This is a genomic window from Acinetobacter brisouii CIP 110357 (genome assembly GCF_000488275.1).
Lineage (GTDB): Bacteria > Pseudomonadota > Gammaproteobacteria > Pseudomonadales > Moraxellaceae > Acinetobacter > Acinetobacter brisouii.
The window spans coordinates 136158-158616 of sequence record NZ_KI530764.1 but is presented as its reverse complement, the minus strand read 5'-3'; the positions used below and the strand labels follow the sequence as shown (position 1 = coordinate 158616).

Here is a 22459-nt window from a genome sequence, read left to right as displayed (position 1 = left end):
TCGCTCGTGATGTTACTGACTCTGTTGCACAAAAGAGCTTAAAGTGAATAACCACATAATCTAATGGAGAATGTTGGTCATTAAAGAACATCTCGATTGTACTAACTCATCCCTGAACTGTTTTAGATAACTTCTACCACAATCTTGCCGACGTGCTCGCCAGTATCCATTACCATGTGTGCCTGCTGAATTGCTGCAAACTTGAAAGTTTTGTAGATCATTGGCAAACATTGCCCTTGAGTCAATAACGGCCATACATGCTGTTGTAAACCTTGTGCAATTTCAGCTTTTTCTGCGATATTTCGCGCACGCATGGTCGAACCGGTAATCGTCAGGCGCTTCATCATGATAGGTCCCAGTTTGGCATCTTTGACCTTGGCACCACCCAAGAATGCGATATACACCAAGCGGCCATCCTTACGCAGTAAATTCAGATTGCGCTCCCAATACGGTGCCCCCACAATATCGAGAATGACATCAACACCGTGATTGTCGGTTTTTTCATTGATATAGCTTTCAAAATCCTGAGTTTTATAGTTAATAGCATCCGTCAAATGGGCAATCGCCTGAACTTTGTCTTGTGAACCTACTGTGGCAAAGGTCTTGATACCCAAAGCCTGACATAACATCAAAGCCGTAGTACCAATGCCGCTGCTACCACCATGAATCAGCACGGTTTCACCCACTTTGGCCCTGCCCATCTGGAACAGGTTAGCCCAAACTGTAAAGAAGGTTTCTGGAATCGCTGCGGCCTGAGTAAAGCTGACGCCTGTCGGAATGCTCAAGGTTTGGCTAGCTGGCACCACGCAATATTCGGCATAGCCACCACCATTGGTCAAACCACAGACCTTATCCCCCACTTTAAACTTGCTTACTTCACTGCCTACCGCTTCCACGACACCAGCCACTTCTAGTCCCGGCACCGGTGTTACGCCTTTCGGCATTGGGTATAAACCTTGACGTTGTAGAATATCCGGACGGTTCAGACCAAAAGCATGGACTTTAACCAAGACTTCATTCGCTGCAGGTACTGGAATATCTGTGGTTTGTATTGCAAGCTTTTCCGGACCACCCGGTTCAGTAATAACAACCTGTTGCATTTGTGCCTGTGCCATTCACTTGATTCCTTGTTTGCTCTATTTTTTCAACCCTGATTTAAACATAAACACTGGCAGGAAAAAACACATCAGAACCCGTTATAATCCAAAATCAGATCTCGGCACCATTGGGTCATTAGGAGTAATGCATGACAAGCATCGTAGAATATAACGAAGATAATTTTTCTGACTTTGAACGTTATGAAGGCGTTGCCATGATTGGCTTTTATGCGCCTTGGTGCGAGTCTTGTGGACTACTAAATTTACGTCTGCAGCAGTTGGCTGCACAATTTGACGACGTTAAGTTTGGTCAGGTGAATGTCGATCAGGCACCCATTGTGACGCTACGCTACAATGTGTATGGTTTGCCAACGGTTCTACTTTTTAAGAGTGGTGTGATTATTGAACGAATCGCGGGGTTGCAATCCCTAGCACGCTATGCAAAAGCCATCCGCACAGCACTGGCTGGCGAGTAAATCCTACTCATACACCGTCTTTACAAAATCATAGCCTGAGAAGCTGAAATTTTAAAAGATGCATTAGAGATTGCTCAAGAAAAAAAGTACATATCGCATTCAGCAGTCTACTGGACTGCTACACGTGCATGAATTTCATTGACTTGGCTTTGAAAATTTCTTGCAGTGAGTTTATCTCCTAATAATTTGATGCAATGCATCTTGGTTTCGATCAAACTTCGGCGATGATAGCCTGAATCAATCTGCTCATCCAATGGAATTTGATCAAGTAAATCCCCAAGGACTTGCGAATCACTGACATTATTCATTGTAAGCTGAACTGCTCGTATTTGCCGGGTCTTAGCATCTATTATACCAATATGAAGTTTACGCCATTGGCGACGATATTCGGGCTGATGTTTCTTGTGCTTCCATTCACCTTCACCTAAAAACTTCAAGCCTGTGGAATCGACGAGTAGATGTAATCCCTTACAACTCTTTTCATAGTTAATTTGAATATCAATATGCTTTTGTCTACGGTAAAGGGTTAAATAATCTGGTGCTATCCAATCTAACCCACAAAGTTTAATCAGGCTTTGTACAAAGCCTGTGACCATGCGTAAAGAAAGACGAAATAATGATTGGATCATTAAACAGCATTGAATGGCTGCATCGGAGTAGGTTTGATTTCGACCATGTTTGCCTTTTGGCTGAGCGTACCATTGAATTTTGGAATCAAACCAAACTGAATATTTCCTCGATTTATTAATGCTCGATTATAAGAGGACCAATTGGTTGTACGATAAATTTTAGGTGTAGGCGTCTTCATTCGGAAATTATATTGCTGAATCAGACCTTACGAACGGCTTTGTGCAACAAAGCCATTATAGAGTATTAGCTAGTTATTTTATTTTTCTAATGTTCGCGTAAAAAAAACCTGCACCTTGGGGAAGGTACAGGTCTAAAACTCAAAAACTATTTAGTTGGAAAACCAATTATACCTTTTAAGTAAAAAAATATACTTTATAGGTAGGTGGATATTAAAACTCTCATCAAATATATCTATTAATTTGAATTATACGCCTAATTTATTTTTATAGTAATAATATATTTAAATTTTCATAGAAACATCTGGAAACTTTAAAAAAGATACGATTTAAAATACGTCTATGATGCGTATTTATTTTTAATCTATAAAAGATCAATATATTAAATATCAATGTTTTAGCTATGTATCATGCTTGAAAAGCTTTGGTTTAAAGGTTGGGATGATGCTTAAAAGCCTTTAAGCTAGCTTCAAAATGAGGCTGTCTTGTATCTAGAACACTGTGAGCAGTCCATTTTATTTAGTTTAAAGCTAAATAAGGAGATGCCCTAGTATTTATTTTTTAACGTTTAAAAAATTCATAAAGAAATTAATTAATTTTTTAGATGATTTAGCTTTTCTAAAAGAAAATCTAACTCTCTTCCAATCATTAAAAATTGAAAGTACTAAAATAATGAACAGCAATGTTAAGACAGCTATTGAAACAAGATATAAATCCATATGATCCTAACAATAATAAAGATATCTATTTTTAAAATTATAAAATTATTTTTTCTTTATAGTAAAGAAATAAATAGATATGATTTAATTTTTTTTAAATATGTCTTAATGGTCATTTGAAATGCTATTTATCAAATGAGGATAACCTTTAAAATAACGATAACAATCCAGTGAAGAATTTAGAGTGATTGAATAGGATAGGAGACCGGGAACAGTCCACCCGATCAGGCGAATGCTTTACGTCAGGCATGGGTAGAAGGGAAATATAGTTCGAAGGCTGCTTTGGGGAAGGCTTTTGGAATTAGTCGGCAGGCGGTATATCGGTACTTAAAAGTCAACCAGTGAACCAATTGAAAGTTACGACTGAATAAATCATACAATTGATGATAAAGTATTTTTAGACTCTGTATCTAAGGGCTAAACAAGGAAAAGTTATGAATAAAAAAACAATATTAACAGCAGCTTATGGTCTTACTCTACCGTTACTATTTACTGCTTGTGCTCATACCCATACATTTGTTTCACAAGACGGGACTAAAACAGTAACGGGTAATCATGAATACTTGCACCTTGCTAGTACCCATCCTGCTCATATTCCTCCCAATAAAGATGAAATGCGTGTCACTTTATTGGGAACAGGTAGCCCAGTCCCGAGTGAACAGCGTTTTGGTATGTCCACATTGGTACAAGCTGGAGGCTATAATCTGGTTTTTGATGCAGGGCGGGGAGCCGTTATTCGTTTAACCCAGGCGGGTATACCGTTAGGAAAGATAGATGGCGTTTTTTTAACTCATTATCATTCCGACCATGTCAATGGTCTTAGTGATATGTGGATGACAGGCTATATCCCTGCTTTTGGCGGTCGTCAAGGTGACTTTAATGTATATGGGCCAACTGGCGTCGTTGCTTTAGTAGAAGGCTTGAAGATCGCTCATGCAGATGACATTCGAGTTAGGGTAGCCGATGGTGAGCTAAAAAAAGAGATGACTAATATTGTTGCTCATGAATTTCCTGAAGAAGGCGGTGTTGTTTTTAATCAAAATGGCGTAGTCGTTACAGCCTTTAAAGTTGAACATGACCATCATGGTGCTATTCGGCCTGCGCTAGGTTATAGAGTGGATTATGCTGGACGTTCAGTCGTGATCAGTGGCGATACAATTCCCACTGCGAATATACTTAAATACGGCAAAGGTGTTGATTTATTGATACATGAAGTCGCCGAGTTTCAAGATACTCATGCCGTGCCACAAGTGTATGCTCATCATACTAATCCTCGAGAGGCAGGTGAAATTTTTAATCAAACCAAACCTAAACTGGCAGTATATAGTCACATTGTAAATGGAGTTTCATCTAAAATAATTGGTATTCCTGATGAGGTGTTAATCCAACGTACCAAGGTAAATTATCAAGGTCCATTAGTCGTGGGTCGAGACTTAATGAGTTTTCTATTAACGCCTACTAAAATAGATACTTACACACCTTAACTTTGCTAGCGATCTTTATTTCGATCTAGACAATGACTAAGCCAAGAAAACAAAGTTTTTTATGTGAATAAATGTGATGTAAAGCGCCCTGTTTTTGTGAAACTGCTGCAAAAGGCTTTTGATGGTCAGCTAAATCATTTTTTAGCTAACGGTTCGATATATGAACTATGTTCGACATTTTCAGGGTGAAATTATTCTTTGGGCTGTGCGCTGGTATTATAAATATGGCAGAGTTATCGTGAACTTCAGGAAATGCTTGCCGAAAGTGGTGTGAATGTTGATCACACCACTTTTATCGTTGGATTCAATTCAATGTTATGCTCCTGAAATGAAAAAACGCTTACGCAGGTATTGGCGTAATTCGACAGATCTGAGCGCTGGTCTTATTTCTATCCTTTAATTGATCAATGTATAAAAATGATCACGTTTCGCTGCGAACTCCTCACATTTTTTAATAATTTCAATAGCATGAATTTCTAGCTAAGGAAGTTCGCTGAATAAATCAAATATGACTTTTCTTAACCACTGGTTACTGCTCTGATGATGACAAGAGGTATGCCAGTATTGGCGTACAGGATAAGTCGGGAAGTCTAAGGGGGCTTGTAATATTTTCAGATTACCCCGCGAGAGTAAAACCTCACTCAGATAATAAGGAATCGTGGCAATAGCATCAGTTTCCTGTACAACCAGTCCAACACCCAGATAACTTGGCAAGGTCATTAAAATATTACGCTTCAGACCTCGGCTGATTAATTCATTTTCAATGTGATAATGACCAATACTGGTATCCACATCGACATGCGATTCCCGAATATAGGTTTCAATATCGAGATGGTCAGATTGAATTCGTGGGTGATCCTTGCGGCTAATTACCACATAATATTGGGAAAATAATTGTTGCTGATAAAAGCCTTGATCAAACTCTGGTAAAAAGCCAATCGCTAAATCAATTTCACCATTTGCCATCTGGTAGCTGGTTTCACGACTGATTGGGCGAACTTTTAATCGAATAGAGGGAGCATATTGTTTTAAGTATTTGGCGAGCTTTGGCAATAACACTAGATGTGACACATCGGTCATGGCAATACTAAATAACTGATCAGACTGATTCGGCGTAAAATCAACTTTAAAATTATTTACACTTTCAATCTTGCCAATAATTTCACTGATCGGAGAAAATAATTGCTTAGCCAACTCGGTTGGTACCATTTCATTGCCCACACGCAAAAATAGCGGGTCATTAAAATGTGTTCTAATTTTATTGAGACAGTTACTCACTGCTGGCTGACTCAGCCCCAATGTTTCAGCCGCCGCAGAAACGTTCTTATATTTGTAAATATAATAAAAAATCTCAAGAAGTTTGCTGTCTAGCTTAAACATGTCAATTATTCCATAATCACAATATGCTTTTCTTAATTTAAAATTTCGAAATACATTCATTTGGGAGAATGATTGTATCGAATATTTATATTATTACATGTCTTTTTTAGTGCTGTAAGCTATATCTCACAAGCATATAGGAGAATGTCTCATATTCAAGCTAGGTCAAATTTCTTATTCTGAATTCATTGAGGAACAGGACGTTCCGGAACATCAAAAAAAAATAATAAGTTCTCGCATCAGGATCGTGAGGGATGACAGGAGTTGACCCTAAACGTAAATACGGAAAAAGCTCAGGCAGGATGTCTGGGCTTTTTTCATTTAGATCATCCATTTCGGTTTAATCATTGGATCATGTTCCATTCGGCCGCAGATCATATAATCAATAGCGAGCCAAAGAATACCTAGCTGGCTTTTTAGATCATGCGAGAACATTGACGATATTCTGGCATTTATCAAGCACGCCGCATAACACAATAAGCCCTGAGCTTTTGCTTACGGACTATGTTTAAAGCTAAATTTTCTCCTTCAAAACCAGTCTATACAGGGGGCCGAAACAGCGAATTGTCTCTGTTGATCATGTTGAAAATCAGCTATTTTTTGATTTTTTAGGCATTTCTTTTTAAATTTAATTAGCTGTTTTTATTAGTTTATTTAACATATTTAGTCGTTTTTATTTTGATCAGTTGACCGAACATATGGCATGTTTTGTGTAATCAATCCATGATTTATTTTGGGCCGCAAGGCATGTGCTTAGGCAAGACTTGCGGCAAGTTTCAGCTATTTTTTGTCGATGGTACTTAAACACAGACGGCTTGTGCATGCAGATGATGGGTCTGACATTTATTAATTAATGGCACACCGGTAACTTGTTGAATCTGTTGAAAACTCACGCCATCCGCAAGTTCGATCAACTCAACACCTTGAGCAGTAATATCCATCACACCCAGATCGGTAATAATTCGGCTAACCACAGATTTACCAGTGAGAGGCAGACTGCATTGCTTGACGATCTTTGGGGTACCATCCTTGGCACAGTGCTCCATCAAAACGACGACTTTCTGTACGCCAGCCACCAAATCCATTGCACCTCCCATGCCTTTGACCTTTTTACCCGGAATCATCCAGTTCGCCAGATCACCAGTTTCAGAGACTTCCATGGCACCCAGAATTGCGATATTGACATGCCCACCACGGATCATGGCGAAGGATTCTGCACTGGAGAAAAATGAAGCACCCAGACACGTAGTAACCGTCTGTTTACCCGCATTGATCAGGTCGGCATCTACCGTTTCAGTAGTAGGAAACTCGCCGATGCCGAGTAAACCATTTTCTGACTGTAACCAGACATTCATGTTGGCAGGAATATAGTTAGCGACCAAAGTAGGCAGACCAATCCCCAAATTGACGTAAAATCCATCTTGCAGTTCTTGTGCGGCACGTTGTGCCATTTCATTACGAGTCCAAGACATAATTACACAACCTCCGCTTTTAAAGTCATTTGTTCGATGCGTTTTTCAGGGCGCGCATTCACGATAATGCGATTGACATAAATACCTGGCAAATGGATTTCATCTGGGTCCAATTCTCCAATTTCGACCAGTTGCTCGACTTCTGCCACAGTCACTTTTCCTGCCATGGCACACATCGGGTTAAAATTACGTGCGGTTTTACGAAATACCAGATTACCGGCTTTATCTGCTTTATAAGCTTTGACAAGCGCCACATCTGCGGTTAAAGAATTTTCTAGAATATATTCTTTGCCGTCGAATTCACGCACTTCTTTACCTTCCGCAATTAAAGTGCCCACCCCAGTCTGAGTAAAGAAAGCCGGGATACCTGCACCGCCAGCACGCAGTTTTTCTGCCAGTGTGCCTTGCGGCGTCAGTTCAACCTCAAGTTCGCCGCTTAAATACTGGCGCTCAAACTCTTTATTCTCACCGACATACGATGAAATCATTTTTTTAATCTGTTTGGTTTCCAGTAAAAGCCCTAAACCAAAGCCATCGACACCCGCATTGTTGGAAATACAGGTGAGTTCTTTGGCACCAGTTTCTTTTAAGGCAGCAATCAAGGCTTCTGGAATCCCGCATAAGCCAAAACCACCCACGGCAAATGTTTGTCCATCTTTCACAATGTCCTGGAGTGCATCTGCGGCACTTTGAAATACTTTATTTGACATATTGTTTTCTCTACTTATTTTATTGTTCCAGCATCATGCTGAGCATTTCCTCATCCATAATGGCTATGAGTACGAAACCGTATTGTTTAAGCGCAGCGAGTTTGCCAGTAAGCATTGGCATAATGGGATGGATTGTCTCGCTGTAGCACCTGACTAATATTCTGGCTAGCTTGCATCAGCGCTTCTAGATTCAGCCCAGTTTCAAATCCCATATGCGAGAGCAGATAATATAGATCCTCGGTAGACACATTTCCTGATGCTCCCTTGGCATAAGGGCAGCCGCCCAATCCGGCAATTGAGGAATCAAACACCCTGATACCATGCTGCAAGGATTCATAAATGTTGGCGATGGCCATGCCATAGGTATTATGGAAATGTCCAGCCAGCACCGAAGCATCGAGTTCAGCCAGACAAGCCTGCCAGACTTTTTTCACCCGATCTGGGGTTGCTGTGCCAATGGTATCTCCGAGAGAAACTTCATAGCAGCCCATCTCATAGAGTTTTTTCACCACCTGTGCAACCTGACGAGGATCAATCGCACCTTCATAAGGGCAGTCAACCATACAAGAGACATAGCCACGCACACGGATATTACTGCTTTTGGCAGCCTGAAAAATATCGGCAAACTTGTCAAAACTTTCAGCAATCGAGCAGTTGATGTTTTTGTGGGTAAAGCTTTCTGATGCTGCGGTAAACACAGCAACTTCCTGACAATTAACTGCTTTGGCCGCTTCGAACCCCTTGATATTCGGCGTGAGCAGACTAAAGCTGATATCCGTATTTTGGGGTAACATGGCGTATAATTCATCACTGTGTGCCATCTGGGGCACCCATTTGGCAGAAACACAAGAGCCAACTTCAATTGAACGCAGACCAGTTTTCATCAAATCAAGAATCAAGTTACAGCGTTGACCAATCGTTAAAGGCTGTTTTTCATTTTGCAGACCATCACGCGGCCCGACTTCGACAATTTTGACAAATTTACTCATGCCACAGCCTCCTCAAAAGGCTGGAATTCCAAAAGTTCATCTCCAGCTTTGACTTGGTCTCCCACTTGGAAGTAAGCAGAGGTGATCATGCCATCACTGGGTGCTCGAATTGAGTATTCCATTTTCATGGCTTCCAGTGTCATTAACACGTCGTCTTTTTTTACCTCATCATTTGCGGTAAATAACACTTGGGTAATCACACCCGGCATAGGCGCTTTCAGGTTACTATCATCTGTTCCGCTTTCTTCCTGAGCATAATCTGGATTGATATATTCAAACTGATAACTTTGACCTGATTTAAACAGGGTGAGATGGTGATCTTGCTGACTGAAGGCCAATTTTTGTTGTTGGTTATCCAGATGTACATGTACAGTATTTTGATCCAGCAATTGACCCGAAATCTTGTAGGATTGTTGCTGGTACTGGGCAGTAAAACCTTCATCTTCGACAGTAAACTGTACTTTGATGGTCTCAGGGCCATATTTCAATTCGATCTGATACTGACTACGGACATTTAAGCGCCAAAGTGGCTGTGCCTGCCAGACTGTTGAAACGCTTTGTGCGTTTTGCTTAAGCAGTGTCAACAATTCAATAAATGCAGCAAAAATAACCAGTTTGGCATCAATCTTTAGCGCTATATTGAATAGGAAATTATGCTCACGCTGGATGAGACCAGTGTCTAATTTTGCTTGTTTAAAAGAATTACTGAGTACTAAACGATCCAGAAAAGCAATGTTATTGCCCAAGCCATCGACATGAAACTGACTTAAGGCATGGTGCATCTGTATCAGTGCAGCCTCACGATTTTTGCCCCAAACGATTAATTTGGCAATCATCGGGTCATAATAGGTCGTGATTTCATCACCTTCAACAATTCCACTATCAACACGAATCGCTGCATTTTGCTCCGGATAGTGTAGGTAGCTGATTTTACCTATAGCAGGCAAGAAGCCCTTTCCTGGCTCCTCGGCATAAACACGTGCCTCAATGGCATGACCATGAATCTGCAATTCATGTTGCTGTTTAGGTAACGGTTCTCCAAAGGCAACGCGCAGTTGCCACTCCACCAAGTCTTCACCAGTGATCATTTCCGTGACTGGATGTTCAACTTGCAAACGCGTATTCATTTCCATGAAATACGCTGTACCATCTTGCTCGACAATAAACTCGACCGTACCCGCACCCACATAATTTACGGCACGTGCCGCATCAATTGCAGCCTGACGCATGGTGGCCAGTTTATTGGATGGCATTTGTGGTGCAGGTGCTTCTTCCAGCACTTTCTGGTGGCGGCGCTGTACTGAACAATCACGTTCAAATAAATGTACATAGTTGCCATGGGTATCACCAAATACTTGTACTTCAATATGACGTGGCTGTAGCACATAACGTTCAATCAACACATCATCATTACCAAAGCTGGATTTGGCTTCACTTTTACACGAGGAAAGGTGGCTCAAAAAATCTTCAGCACGTTCCACAAGACGCATGCCTTTACCACCACCGCCGGCACTGGCTTTGATCAATACGGGATAACCGATCTGGTCAGCCTGTGCTTTGAGAAAAGCAGCATCCTGATTGTCCCCATGATAGCCTGGGGTTAAAGGTACACCAGCTTTTTCCATCAGCGCTTTCGAGGTCGCTTTCAAGCCCATTGCCAAAATCGCATCCACTGGCGGGCCAATAAATACGATATTATTTTTCTGGCAAGCAAGGGCAAACTGGTCATTTTCGGACAAAAAACCATAGCCCGGATGGATGGCCTGTGCACCAGTGTCTAGTGCCGCCTGAATAATCCGATTGATCTGTAAATAACTTTGTGTTGCAGGGGCTTGCCCAATATGTACAGCTTCATCAGCTAATTTGACATGTTGCGATTGTGCATCGGCATCAGAATACACAGCCACTGTGGCGATTCCGAGTTTTTTTGCGGTACGGATGACACGGCAGGCAATTTCACCACGGTTAGCAATTAAAATTTTCTCAAACATATCCTTATTCCTTATTTTTATGCTAATGGAGTAATCCACGTCGGGCTTTGTTTATTCAAAAAAGCATTTAAACCCTCTTTCGCCTCAGATCCTTGGCGAACATGAGCAATATGTTGTGCAGTCTGTAAAAGAAGTTCCTGCGTTAATTGTTTTTGATCGACCAGTTGAATCAGTTGTTTCGATGCAGTTTGAGCCTCTGGGCCACCCAACAGCAAAGCTTGTACGATTTCATCAACTTTGTGATCGAGTTCATCTGCTGCTGCGATTTCATGTGCCAAACCAATATTGAGCGCTTGCTCTGCTGAAATGCGCTCAGCAGTCAGAAAATAGCGTGATGCCTGACGAACACCAATGGCGCGAATGACATATGGGCTGATGGTCGAAGGTGCTAAACCTAAACGCACTTCGGAAGTTGCAAATTTGGCATCCGTGCTGGCGATACAAATATCACAGGCTGACGCCAGACCCATACCTCCACCAAAAGCGATTCCGTGCACTCGGGCAATCGTTGGCTGTTTTAAAGTGGCCAAACTATGCAACATCATCGCCAGTTTCAACGCATCTGCTTCATTTTCTGCCTGTGATGCTTGCCCAGCGTGTTTCATCCAGTTCAAATCGGCGCCAGCAGAGAAACTTTTACCACGTCCCGCCAAAATGACTACACGCACATCATCACGCCCATTGAGCTGGGTAAAACAGTGATGCAATTCTTCGATCACCTGCGTGTTGAACGCATTATGCAGTTCTGGGCGATTCAACCAGATATAAGCCACTTGGTCGCGATGTTCGAGTTGTAAAAATTGATAGCTCATGTTGCACCTCTTACATGCGGAACACGCCGAATTTAGTTGGCTGGATTGGTGCATTCAAGGCTGCAGCCAGACTTAAACCGAGCACATGACGGGTTTGTATCGGATCAATTACACCATCATCCCACAGGCGGGCAGAGGCATAATAAGGATGGCCTTGCTTCTCGAATTGATCACGGAACGGTTGTTTAAACTGATCTTCTTGTTCTGCTGACCAAGTTTCACCGCGCTGTTCAATTTGATCACGTTTTAATGTTGAAAGTACGCTCGCGGCTTGTTCTCCGCCCATCACAGAAATACGTGAGTTTGGCCAAGTCCACAAGAAACGTGGTGAATACGCACGACCACACATCCCATAGTTACCTGCACCAAAAGAACCGCCAATAATTAGAGTAAGCTTAGGTACATTAGCATTAGCGACCGCCATCACCAGTTTGGCGCCATGCTTGGCAATACCTTCATTTTCGTACTGGCGCCCCACCATAAAACCAGTGATATTCTGAATGAATAACAGTGGAATATTACGCTGAGTACATAGTTCAATAAAATGTGCGCCTTTTTGTGCTGATTCTGCAAATAGAATCCCGTTATTGGCAATAATCCCAACCGGCATACCGTACAGTGAGGCAAAGCCAGTCACTAGGGTCGAGCCAAAACGAGCTTTAAACTCATCAAAACGTGAACCATCAACAATTCGTGCAATGACTTCACGAACATCAAACGGTTTACGTGCATCACTAGGGATCACACCATAGAGTTCTTTTGCATCAAATAAAGGTGCTTCAATGTTTTCGCCTAGTTTTTGAGGTTTTTTATTGAGGTTGGCGACTACATTTCGGGCAAGTGCAATGGCATGCCGATCATTTTCCGCCAGATAATCCGCCACACCAGACAATCGGGTATGTACATCACCACCACCGAGATCTTCGCTGCTGACGACTTCACCTGTTGCCGCTTTTACCAAAGGTGGGCCACCGAGGAAAATCGTACCTTGATTACGTACAATAATGGTTTCATCCGACATGGCTGGAACATAAGCGCCGCCAGCGGTACAGCTTCCCATCACGACAGCGATCTGAGCGATACCTTGGCTCGACATACGGGCTTGATTGTAGAAAATACGACCAAAGTGATCGCGATCCGGGAATACTTCATCCTGAAGTGGAAGATAAGCCCCACCCGAATCGACCAAATAAATACAAGGTAGATGGTTCTGCTCGGCAATTTCTTGTGCACGTAAATGTTTTTTTACGGTGAGCGGGTAGTAGGTTCCGCCTTTGACCGTAGCATCGTTTGCCACGATCATACAGGTCACACCATGTATGAGTCCTACACCCGCGATGACACCTGCTGCAGGAATATCATCCTGATAGACTTTATAGGCAGCTAACTGGCCAATTTCGAGAAAAGCTGTTCCTGGATCGATCAGGTGATCGATTCGCTCTCGTGGCAACAATTTGCCGCGGGCCAGATGTTTTTCACGAGCGACTTCACCCCCGCCTAGAGCAATGTGCTGTGCCACATTTTTGAGATCGTCTACCAGTGTTTGCATGGCTTGCTGGTTAATTTTAAAGTCTTCACTTCGAATATTTATTTTGCTTTTTAATTGATTCATAGGGAAACTTCCTTGCTCTTTTATTTTTCGGGTTGATTTGCGTTATGCCGTTTCGTTAAAAATTTCACGGCCAATCAACATACGACGAATTTCAGAAGTTCCAGCACCAATTTCATAGAGTTTGGCATCACGCCATAGACGTCCAGTATTGTATTCATTGATATAACCATTACCGCCCAAGGTCTGGATTGCTTCACCTGCCATCCATGTGGCTTTTTCTGCCGCGTATAAAATGGCACTGGCGGCATCTTTACGCAGACCACGGTCATGATCTACCTGATCACAGGCTGCACCCACTGCATAGACCAAGGCTTTACACGCCAACCAGGTTGAGTACATGTCGGCAATCTTGCCTTGCATCAACTGGAATTCACCAAGGGCTTGTCCAAACTGTTTGCGGTCATGAATGTAAGGAATGACTTCATCCATACAGGCATCCATAATGCCTAGTGGGCCAGCACTTAATACGGCACGTTCATAATCCAGACCACTCATCAGGACTTTGACACCATTGCCGATACCACCAAGGACATTTTCCATTGGAACTTCAACATTATCGAAGAACATTGGATAGGTGTTTGAACCACGCATCCCGAGTTTGTCGAGATGTGAGCCATGACTAAAGCCCGGCATATCTTTTTCAATCAGGAACGCTGTAATTCCTTTTGAACCAGCATTGATATCGGTTTTGGCGTACACCACTAAGACATCTGCATCACCGCCATTGGTGATCCACATTTTTGAGCCATTCAGGATAAATTTATCGCCTTTTTGCTCTGCACGCAGTTTCATGCTGACGACATCCGAACCCGCATTCGGTTCAGACATTGCTAAAGCACCAACATATTCACCAGAAACCAGTTTCGGTAGGAAACGCTGTTTTTGTTCTTCATTACCATTTCGATTAATTTGATTCACACATAGGTTAGAATGTGCACCGTAAGATAAGCCGATTGCTGCTGATGCACGAGAAATCTCTTGCATTACAATAATATGGGCCAAATATCCCAGATTGGTGCCGCCATATTCTTCACTGACTGTCATGCCGAGTAAGCCCATATCGCCAAACTTTTTCCAGAGATGGGCAGGGAACAGGTTGTCATGGTCAACTTGGCGGGCGATAGGTGCAATTTCCTTTGCGCAGAAAGCGGAAACCGAATCACGAAGTGCGATTAACGTTTCATCGAGACCAAAATTTAAGCTTTTAAGATTCATTTCTTCATTCATCCTGGAGGTTATATTTGTTGTTCCATAAGCATTTTTGCTGTGCTTGATTTTTACAATACAATCTTTTTTTAAAAAAGTGAATCAATATTCACAAAATGATTTACAATTCATTTTATCTGGTTGAGAATAAGCCTATGAGTGGTTATAAGAGATCTTCATTGATGCAGGACCGAATGGAACAAAATCGTAAAGCGATTTTGCAATCCGCTCGTGAATTGATTGCACAGGGAGGATTGAAAGATGCACAGATCCACGCGATTGCCGAACGTGCCGGTGTTTCCAGTGGGTTGGTCTACCGTTACTTTGAAAACAAAGGGCAGATCCTTGTTGAAGTGTTATCGGAAGCGATTAAGCAAGAGGTACAGATTTTAGATGCCATTGCAGCGGGTCCGCTTACACCGAAAGATAAACTGCACAAGGCGGTAACGGCATTTGTAAAACGTGCATTGAATAGCCCTCAACTGGCGTATTCGCTCATGTTCGAACCGGCTGATCCTGCGATTGAACATGAGCGTTTTCGCAGTAAACAATTTATTAAGCAAAGCATGAAAGAGATTCTTGCCGAAGGGAAAGTGACCGGTGAGTTTGGATTTGAGGATTTGAATACAGCAGCTTTATGTGTCGTGGGAACCATGACCTTTGTCGTCATTGAACCTTTAAATCCATCTCGGAATGTGATGTTTGATCAGTCTTACCGTGATTATTTTGTCAAACAGATCGCCGATTTTTGTGTCAATGCAGTCAGCGTAAAGGAGGAAAATTTAATTTAATCATCACAAAAACAAATAGATGACAGTTTGGAAATAGTCACAACAACAAAATTAAAGTGTGCAGTAAAAATCAGAATTACAAAGAATCAAGGAGATGGATTCAATGACACAGTCAAAGTTAAGTTACGCCTATGGTGCGAGTAGTCAGCCATTATTGGGCATGACAATTGGTGAGAAGTTTGATCAAGCTTGTCAGCAATATGCCAATCATGATGCAGTGGTGAGTGTGCATCAGAATAAGCGTTTAACTTATCGGGAATTACAAGCACAGGTGAACGCCTTTGCTTGTAGTTTGCTCAAATTGGGACTAAGGAAAGGGGACCGTTTGGCCATCTGGTCACCAAATTGTGTGGAATGGACGATTACACAGTTTGCAGCTTTTAAAGCAGGTATTATCTTGGTCAATCTCAATCCAGCTTATAAAAGTAATGAGTTGGAATATGTATTAAACAAGGTTTCTTGCACAGGACTGGTGATTGGTTCGCAATTTAAAACCACGAATTATCAGGCTATTCTTACCCATATTGCTCCTGAATTACCGCACGCTGTCAATAAAGTCCTGTTCTCAGAGTGTCTACCTTATCTCAAACATGTCATTAAAATTGACCAGCAAGAACATCCGGGGATCCACCGCTTTGACGACCTGCTAGTTAGCCCAAGCCAGAAGCAGCTCGATGAACTGACCAGCATTTCCAATGAACTGCAATTTGATGAAACGATCAATATCCAGTTTACTTCTGGCACGACAGGCAACCCCAAAGGCACCATGCTGACCCACAATAACATTTTAAATAATGGTTATTTTGTCGGTGAAGCGATTCATCTGACTCCACAAGATCGAGTGTGCATTTCTGTACCGTTATTTCATTGTTTCGGCATGGTGATGGGTAACTTGGCCTGTCTAACACATGGTTCGACCATGGTGTATCCGGCAGCTGTATTTAACCCGCTGGACACACTTAAAACGATTCAGGTGGAAAAATGCACGGCAGCCTATGGTGTGCCAACCATGTTTATTGCCATGCTAGAGCAGGACAGTTTTGAAGAGTTCGACCTGTCCAGCTTGCGTACTGGCATTATGGCAGGTAGTCCATGCCCGCGGGAAATCATGCAGCGTGTGATGGAACGCATGCACATGTCAGACATTACCATCTGCTACGGTATGACAGAAACAGCGCCAGTCAGTGCCCAGACACATACTGATGATTCAATTGAATGTCGAGTCGGCACAGTAGGACGTGTGCATCCACATCTGGAAATCAAGATTGTGGATGAGCAGGGCAAACTGGTTCCGCGTGGTTCACTCGGCGAGCTTTGCGTGCGTGGTTATTCCGTGATGCTCGGCTACTGGGAAGATGAAGATAAAACCAAAGAAGTCGTTGATGTTGCCAAATGGATGCATACCGGTGATATCGCCGAAATGGATGATCAGGGTTTTGTCAAAATCAAAGGTCGTATCAAGGATATTGTCATTCGTGGCGGTGAAAACCTGTTCCCGAAAGAAATTGAAGATTTCCTCTATACCCATCCAGATGTTTCTGACGTACAGGTGATTGGTGTACCAGATGCCAAATATGGTGAAGAATTATGCGCCTGCATTATTCTGCATGGTCATCACACCACGACGGAAGAATGTATTCGTCGTTATTGCGCAGAACATATCTCGCATAACAAGGTGCCGCGTTACGTGCGGTTCTTCACCGAGTTTCCAATGACCACTTCGGGTAAGACACAAAAATTTAAATTACGCGAATTGATGCGTAAGGAATTAAATCTGGAAGAAGTGGCTTAATTTACCCTTTATCTTTTTTGAGCCGATCTAATCCCTTTATTTCTGTAGTACATGCTACGGAATAAAGGGGGAATTGCCAATTTTAATAATAAGTTATCAATATTCAGGGAAAACGTATGCAACCAAGGAATGACTGGACACGTGAAGAAATCCAGCACTTATATGAACAACCTTTTCTAGATCTGCTTTTTCAGGCACAACAAGTGCATCGTGCACATTTTCAGCCTAACCAGATACAGGTGAGCACCTTACTGTCGATCAAAACTGGAAAATGCCCAGAAGACTGCAAGTACTGTTCACAATCGGCTCATTATGATTCTCAGCTAGAAGCTGAGAGGCGTATTACGGTAGAAAAAGTTGTTCAGGAAGCGCAAATCGCAAAAGCTTCTGGTTCTTCACGTTTCTGTATGGGGGCAGCCTGGCGAAATCCACATGAACGTGACATGCCATATGTACTCGAAATGGTCAAAGAGGTCAAAGCCTTGGGGCTGGAAACCTGTATGACCCTAGGTATGCTGAATGCGTCGCAGGCAGAACGCCTCAAAGACGCTGGACTGGATTATTACAACCACAATCTAGATACCTCTCGTGAATATTATTCTCATATCATTAGCACCCGCAGTTTTGATGACCGTTTAAATACGCTTGATCATGTACGTCAGGCAGGTCTGAAAGTTTGTAGTGGAGGCATTGTTGGGCTAGGGGAAAACCAGCAGGATCGTATCGGTTTGTTGCATGAGCTTTCGACTTTGCCGATTCATCCCGAATCTGTCCCGATCAACATGCTGGTTCCAATTGCAGGTACTCCCTTGGCAGAGCTAGAGCGGCTTGATGTGACGGAATGGATACGAACCATTGCCGTGGCACGTATTCTCATGCCAAACAGTTACATCCGCCTTTCTGCGGGGCGTGAATCATTAAGTGATTCGGATCAGGCCTTGGCTTTTATGGCAGGTGCCAATTCACTGTTTTCTGGAGAAAAACTGCTGACTACACCAAATGCAGGTGCAGGACAAGATCAGCGGTTATTTAAAAAATTAGGATTGCAAGTGGAAAAGGCTCGACCAAGCATCTCCCAACTCGGTATTGATGCAATGGCTTAGTTTCCACAGGTTGGCTTTAATCAAATTTATCTTATAACTGATTGTATTGAATAAATATTCTGCAATGAATTAACTTTTAGATATTCGCATCAACTTAAAAATAAATTAGATCAATCAGAAGGTTGTGTTTCTGTCCAGCAAACCGATCAGCATGGATCTAACGCATATTTATGCATGGAATATCAATAAATCAAAAAAATAAGCAACGGAGCTTATGTTTAAAATGGAGTTTTATATGAAAGGGTCGACTAATTTTCTGTTCAAAAGTGCATTGAGTTTTGCAACATTAATATTTGTTTCGCCAACTTATGCTGCGGTAACAGAAGAACAAATTTCTAAACTTGAACAAGAAATTCAAGAATTGAAATTAATGCTGAAAAAACAAAAAGAAGAAGATAAAGAGGAATTGGCTAAAATAAAAAAGACAGCATCTCCTTTAAATCTCACGCATATGACGACCAAGGGCGGTGCTGAATTTGAACTTTATGGCAATATTCGTGCAGATGCTTCGTATCAGGTGAAAGGGCCGAGTGCAATGTTTAACAACATCAGCACTGTACCTTTAGAACATACCGCTGCAGAAACAAACAATGCCGATAAATTTCAAAGTTCGCTGAATGCTACCCGTTTGGGTTTTAATTTTAAAGCACCGACAAGCTTGGGGCACGATATCGGCGGTAAGATAGAAATGGACTTCTTGGGAAGCAGTACCCGAGATACATTTCGCATACGCCATGCCTACATCACTTATGATCACTGGTTAATCGGTCAAACATGGTCTAACTTTAATGCCGTAGAATATTTTCCTGAAACTGTAGATGCCGCATTGTCAGTAGGTGGGTCTTTAACACGTATAGCGCAACTTAAATATTCTAATGTGATTAATCCACACATGAATTTTGCAGTCAGCTTGGAAGATCCTAAACCTGAAACAGTAACCACTACAGGCACACAAAATTTTCAAACTGACCCGAATGCAAAACTAAAACTTCCTTCATTGACAGGACGACTAAATTATAAATTTGATAATGGTTCTTTAGTTTCTGGGCGAGCTTTCGTCACTCAAAAAGCAACTACGTATGGAAATCATGATGAATTTATTGCATGGGGTGTTGGTTTAGGCGGGAAAATTCAGTTAACACCAACGACATTACTTCGTGCTGACTATAATCATATTTTCGGTGATACCAAAAATCTATTATGGACGAACTATGCTTACGTATTTGATAAGAATGGAGATATAAAACAAAATGAATTTGATGCTGTCACAGTTGGTTTGACCCAGCAGTTTACGCCAAAAATCAGATCAAGCATCGGTCTTGGTTACATGCGTGCAAATACCAATAATTCATTTTCAAAATTAGTCCACGATGATCATAGTCAGAATAAACAATTAATTGAAGGCTGGATCAATGCTTTTTACAATCCTGTTAAACCAATTAATATTGGAATTGAATATATGTATGGGCAACGCCAGACGTTTGACAACAAAGAAGGTCTAGATAACCGAATCAATGCGACCATTATTTATGATTTTTAATTTAATGAGCGTTGCTACATGACAAAGCGTTTAATTTGCTGGCTTGTCAGATTCCCAAGAAGAATGACCAAGCCACAAATTATCCTATAACCGTCAAAATGCAAGGTAACAGGCAAATCTTTGACCTGCATGACCTTGCAGAATGATATGAAAATTTTAATAAAATCAATCAATAAAATAAGGATATTTATGCCAGCCTATTACCAGTTACTTGGACGTGAACAAGATGAACAAGGCATAACAACTGCACATTATCGTTCTACCCTTCATAGTCAGGGTGCATGGAATGCCCATGAACAGCACATGGCACCAGCTACGGGGATTATGTGTACTGAACTTGAACAGTTTATGCCCAGAACCGACATGCGTATTGGTCGAATTAGTCTGGATATTTGGGGGTTGATTGCTTTTGGCGAGTTTTCCATACAAACCCGACTGTTACGCCCAGGTAAAACCATTGAACTGATTGAATCAACCATGCAGGCTCAAGGTAAAACCTGTATTGTGGCGCGCGCCTGGCGCATGATGACGCAGGATTCCAGTGAGATTTCCGGGTTGGAAGATGACAAGGTCGCGCATCCAGAAGAATTACCCGTATGGATGGGCATGCAGTCTTGGCCGGGTGGTTTTATTCAAACTCTGGAAGCACGTGCTGATGAACAATGCCGGTCAGGCAAGGGCATTGTCTGGCTGCATAATGATACGGATATGGTTGAAGGGAGTAATACAACCGATTTTGTCCGTCTTATGGGGATGGTTGATACTGCCAATGGTGTCGTACCTCGGGATCAGACCTCTAAAGCAAAGTGGGCGTTTCCTAATTTGGATTTGCAAATTCATTTGTACCGCTGGCCACAAGGTCAATGGTTAGGTTTAGAAGTCGTACAGCAATACGGCCATGATGGTATTGGTTTGACCAGTGGTATCTTGCACGATGTACATGGCCCTTTTGGTCGTAGTGAGCAGATTTTAACTTTGCGAAAAATGAATGCCTAGGCATTCATTTTTTTGAGTATGCTTCGCTGCAATTAAACAGTGCGGTATTTTTTTAGTAGACCTAAAAATAATAAATTAATTTTTCTCACTTAGGTGTAGATTAATAAATAAACAATCTCTGAGCTTTTAACCCGTCGTTTTTATTGTAGATTAACCTGTTGTCGGCTTCGATTATGGACGATTGATGCCGCGGGAAGAATTTGACGATGACAATACCTCAAAAAAGCATTAGGCAGCAAATACCATCAGGCGTGTGGGTACTCGGTTTTGTCAGCATGCTGATGGATATTTCATCTGAAATGATCCATAGCCTACTGCCAGTATTCATGATCACGGCACTAGGAGCCAGTGCGCTCGCGATTGGCTTGATCGAAGGCTTGGCTGAGGCTACAGCACTCATCATTAAAATATTTTCGGGTGTCATCAGTGACTATATCGGCAAGCGTAAAGGTTTGGCTGTGATCGGCTACACGCTGAGCGCACTCACTAAACTGCTGTTTGCTGTAGCATCCACGATTGGTCTTGTATTGACTGCTCGGCTATTGGATCGTGTCGGAAAGGGCGTTCGCGATGCTCCGCGCGATGCCTTAATCGCCGACATTGTGCCTGAACAAATACGTGGCGCGGCATTTGGTTTGCGTCAGGCTCTTGATACTGTCGGCGCATTTCTGGGGCCGCTGCTAGCAGCAGGCTTGATGTTGCTGTGGGCCAATGATTTCCGTGCGGTGTTTTGGGTTGCGGTGATTCCAGGGTTGATGGCAGTCGCATTGCTGTTATTTGGTATACGAGAGCCAGAACACCAAGAGGCGCCTAAACGTACCAATCCAATTCAGCGAGAAAACCTAAAACGCCTAAGTGGTTCATATTGGTGGGTGGTGAGTATCGGTGCGGTATTTACGCTTGCTCGCTTTAGTGAGGCCTTTTTGGTTTTGCGTGCGCTGCAAAGTGGTGTACCAGTTGCCTTCATACCGCTGGTCATGGTCGCAATGAATCTGGTCTATGCTTTGTCTGCTTTTCCATTCGGAAAATTGTCTGATCGTATGAACCATAAGACTTTGCTGGCTCTTGGATTGGTTGTATTAATCTCAGCCGATCTGGTATTGGCAATCAACACTCACTGGAGTGTTATGCTGACTGGTGTCGCCCTCTGGGGTGTCCACATGGGGATGACTCAGGGTTTGCTGGCAACAATGGTTGCGGATACTGCGCCCGCCGACTTGCGCGGCACAGCATATGGATTTTTCAATCTTGTCAGTGGGTTGGCTATGCTACTCGCGAGTGTACTGGCTGGGCTGTTGTGGGATCGACTTGGAGCATCGTTTACATTCTATGCAGGCTCAATTTTTTGTATCATGGCACTTGTAGGATTGCTCTGGCAGCCAATTATGAAAATACCGAAATCATAGCCTGATTTGAGGGGTATTCTGCTTCAAAAAAATTCCTATGTCTGATCAAAAAGATGGCGAAATTTGATGGAATCTAA

17 protein-coding genes and 3 pseudogenes are annotated in these 22459 nt (G+C 42.3%); 10 read left to right on the top strand and 10 right to left on the bottom strand.

The features are described 5' to 3' along the window. Positions 1 to 122: 122 nt before the first annotated feature. Positions 123 to 1115, bottom strand: coding sequence for an NAD(P)H-quinone oxidoreductase (locus tag P255_RS13805; protein WP_004898206.1), 993 nt, complete (start codon positions 1113 to 1115; stop codon positions 123 to 125). 131 nt (positions 1116 to 1246) lie between these two features. Here P255_RS13805 and P255_RS13800 point away from each other — a divergent pair, with 131 nt between their 5' ends. After that, on the top strand, positions 1247 to 1573 hold the full coding sequence (locus tag P255_RS13800) for a thioredoxin family protein (RefSeq protein WP_004898207.1): 327 nt from the start codon (positions 1247 to 1249) through the stop codon (positions 1571 to 1573). Positions 1574 to 1680: 107 nt separating this feature from the next. On the opposite strand, the pseudogene P255_RS13795 reads toward P255_RS13800, so the two are convergent. Next, positions 1681 to 2381: pseudogene (locus P255_RS13795) on the bottom strand (IS5 family transposase). A 936-nt stretch (positions 2382 to 3317) separates the two neighbouring features. On the opposite strand from P255_RS13795, the pseudogene P255_RS15260 reads away from it, so the two are divergent. The 3 genes and pseudogenes from P255_RS15260 to P255_RS15255 form a co-directional block, all read left to right on the top strand. Then, a pseudogene (locus tag P255_RS15260) lies at positions 3318 to 3443 on the top strand (recombinase family protein); the annotation flags it as partial. Positions 3444 to 3532: 89 nt separating this feature from the next. Continuing rightward, positions 3533 to 4582 (top strand): MBL fold metallo-hydrolase, encoded by a 1050-nt coding sequence (locus tag P255_RS13790; protein ID WP_004898213.1) that lies wholly within the window; start codon positions 3533 to 3535, stop codon positions 4580 to 4582. Positions 4583 to 4742: 160 nt separating this feature from the next. Further along, positions 4743 to 4955, top strand: a pseudogene (locus P255_RS15255) (IS6 family transposase); the annotation flags it as partial. Between the two features lie 107 nt (positions 4956 to 5062). Here P255_RS15255 and P255_RS13785 read toward each other — a convergent pair. The 8 genes from P255_RS13785 to P255_RS13750 form a co-directional block, all read right to left on the bottom strand. Continuing rightward, entirely contained in the window at positions 5063 to 5962 is a 900-nt protein-coding gene (locus tag P255_RS13785) for a LysR substrate-binding domain-containing protein (protein WP_004898215.1), read from the bottom strand. Positions 5963 to 6762: 800 nt separating this feature from the next. Beyond that, positions 6763 to 7434: a CoA transferase subunit B gene (locus P255_RS13780; RefSeq protein WP_004898216.1), complete on the bottom strand. Its 672-nt coding sequence runs from the start codon at positions 7432 to 7434 to the stop codon at positions 6763 to 6765. A gap of 2 nt (positions 7435 to 7436) precedes the next feature. Further along, positions 7437 to 8144, bottom strand: a complete 708-nt coding sequence (locus P255_RS13775; protein WP_004898218.1) for a CoA transferase subunit A — start codon at positions 8142 to 8144, stop codon at positions 7437 to 7439. An 86-nt stretch (positions 8145 to 8230) separates the two neighbouring features. Beyond that, positions 8231 to 9133 (bottom strand): hydroxymethylglutaryl-CoA lyase, encoded by a 903-nt coding sequence (locus P255_RS13770; protein WP_004898220.1) that lies wholly within the window; start codon positions 9131 to 9133, stop codon positions 8231 to 8233. Continuing rightward, positions 9130 to 11124 carry an acetyl/propionyl/methylcrotonyl-CoA carboxylase subunit alpha gene (locus P255_RS13765; RefSeq protein WP_004898222.1) on the bottom strand — a complete coding sequence of 665 codons (1995 nt, stop codon included), beginning with the start codon at positions 11122 to 11124 and terminating at the stop codon, positions 9130 to 9132. The genes P255_RS13770 and P255_RS13765 overlap by 4 nt, the downstream gene beginning before the upstream one ends. Positions 11125 to 11141: 17 nt before the next feature. Further along, positions 11142 to 11936 (bottom strand): enoyl-CoA hydratase/isomerase family protein, encoded by a 795-nt coding sequence (locus P255_RS13760; protein ID WP_004898225.1) that lies wholly within the window; start codon positions 11934 to 11936, stop codon positions 11142 to 11144. Between the two features lie 10 nt (positions 11937 to 11946). Next, positions 11947 to 13548, bottom strand: coding sequence for a carboxyl transferase domain-containing protein (locus P255_RS13755; RefSeq protein ID WP_004898227.1), 1602 nt, complete (start codon positions 13546 to 13548; stop codon positions 11947 to 11949). Positions 13549 to 13590: 42 nt separating this feature from the next. Then, the gene (locus P255_RS13750; protein WP_004898228.1) at positions 13591 to 14763 is read right to left on the bottom strand and encodes an isovaleryl-CoA dehydrogenase; all 1173 of its coding nucleotides are present in this window, start codon (positions 14761 to 14763) and stop codon (positions 13591 to 13593) included. A gap of 146 nt (positions 14764 to 14909) precedes the next feature. On the opposite strand from P255_RS13750, the gene P255_RS13745 reads away from it, so the two are divergent. The 6 genes from P255_RS13745 to P255_RS13720 all read left to right on the top strand — a co-directional run bounded on the left by P255_RS13745 (position 14910) and on the right by P255_RS13720 (position 22382). Next, complete coding sequence (locus tag P255_RS13745) at positions 14910 to 15545, top strand: TetR/AcrR family transcriptional regulator (RefSeq protein ID WP_004898230.1); 636 nt, start codon at positions 14910 to 14912, stop codon at positions 15543 to 15545. Positions 15546 to 15648: 103 nt separating this feature from the next. After that, positions 15649 to 17337 (top strand): AMP-binding protein, encoded by a 1689-nt coding sequence (locus tag P255_RS13740; protein WP_004898231.1) that lies wholly within the window; start codon positions 15649 to 15651, stop codon positions 17335 to 17337. Between the two features lie 116 nt (positions 17338 to 17453). After that, positions 17454 to 18440 (top strand): biotin synthase BioB, encoded by a 987-nt coding sequence (bioB, locus tag P255_RS13735; protein WP_004898233.1) that lies wholly within the window; start codon positions 17454 to 17456, stop codon positions 18438 to 18440. A 235-nt stretch (positions 18441 to 18675) separates the two neighbouring features. Then, a complete protein-coding gene (locus P255_RS13730; RefSeq protein WP_004898235.1) occupies positions 18676 to 19980 on the top strand; it encodes a DcaP family trimeric outer membrane transporter in 1305 nt (434 codons plus the stop codon). Positions 19981 to 20169: 189 nt separating this feature from the next. Beyond that, a complete protein-coding gene (locus P255_RS13725; protein WP_004898237.1) occupies positions 20170 to 20976 on the top strand; it encodes a thioesterase family protein in 807 nt (268 codons plus the stop codon). 206 nt (positions 20977 to 21182) lie between these two features. Beyond that, a complete protein-coding gene (locus P255_RS13720; RefSeq protein WP_004898238.1) occupies positions 21183 to 22382 on the top strand; it encodes an MFS transporter in 1200 nt (399 codons plus the stop codon). The last annotated feature ends 77 nt before the right edge of the window (positions 22383 to 22459 follow it).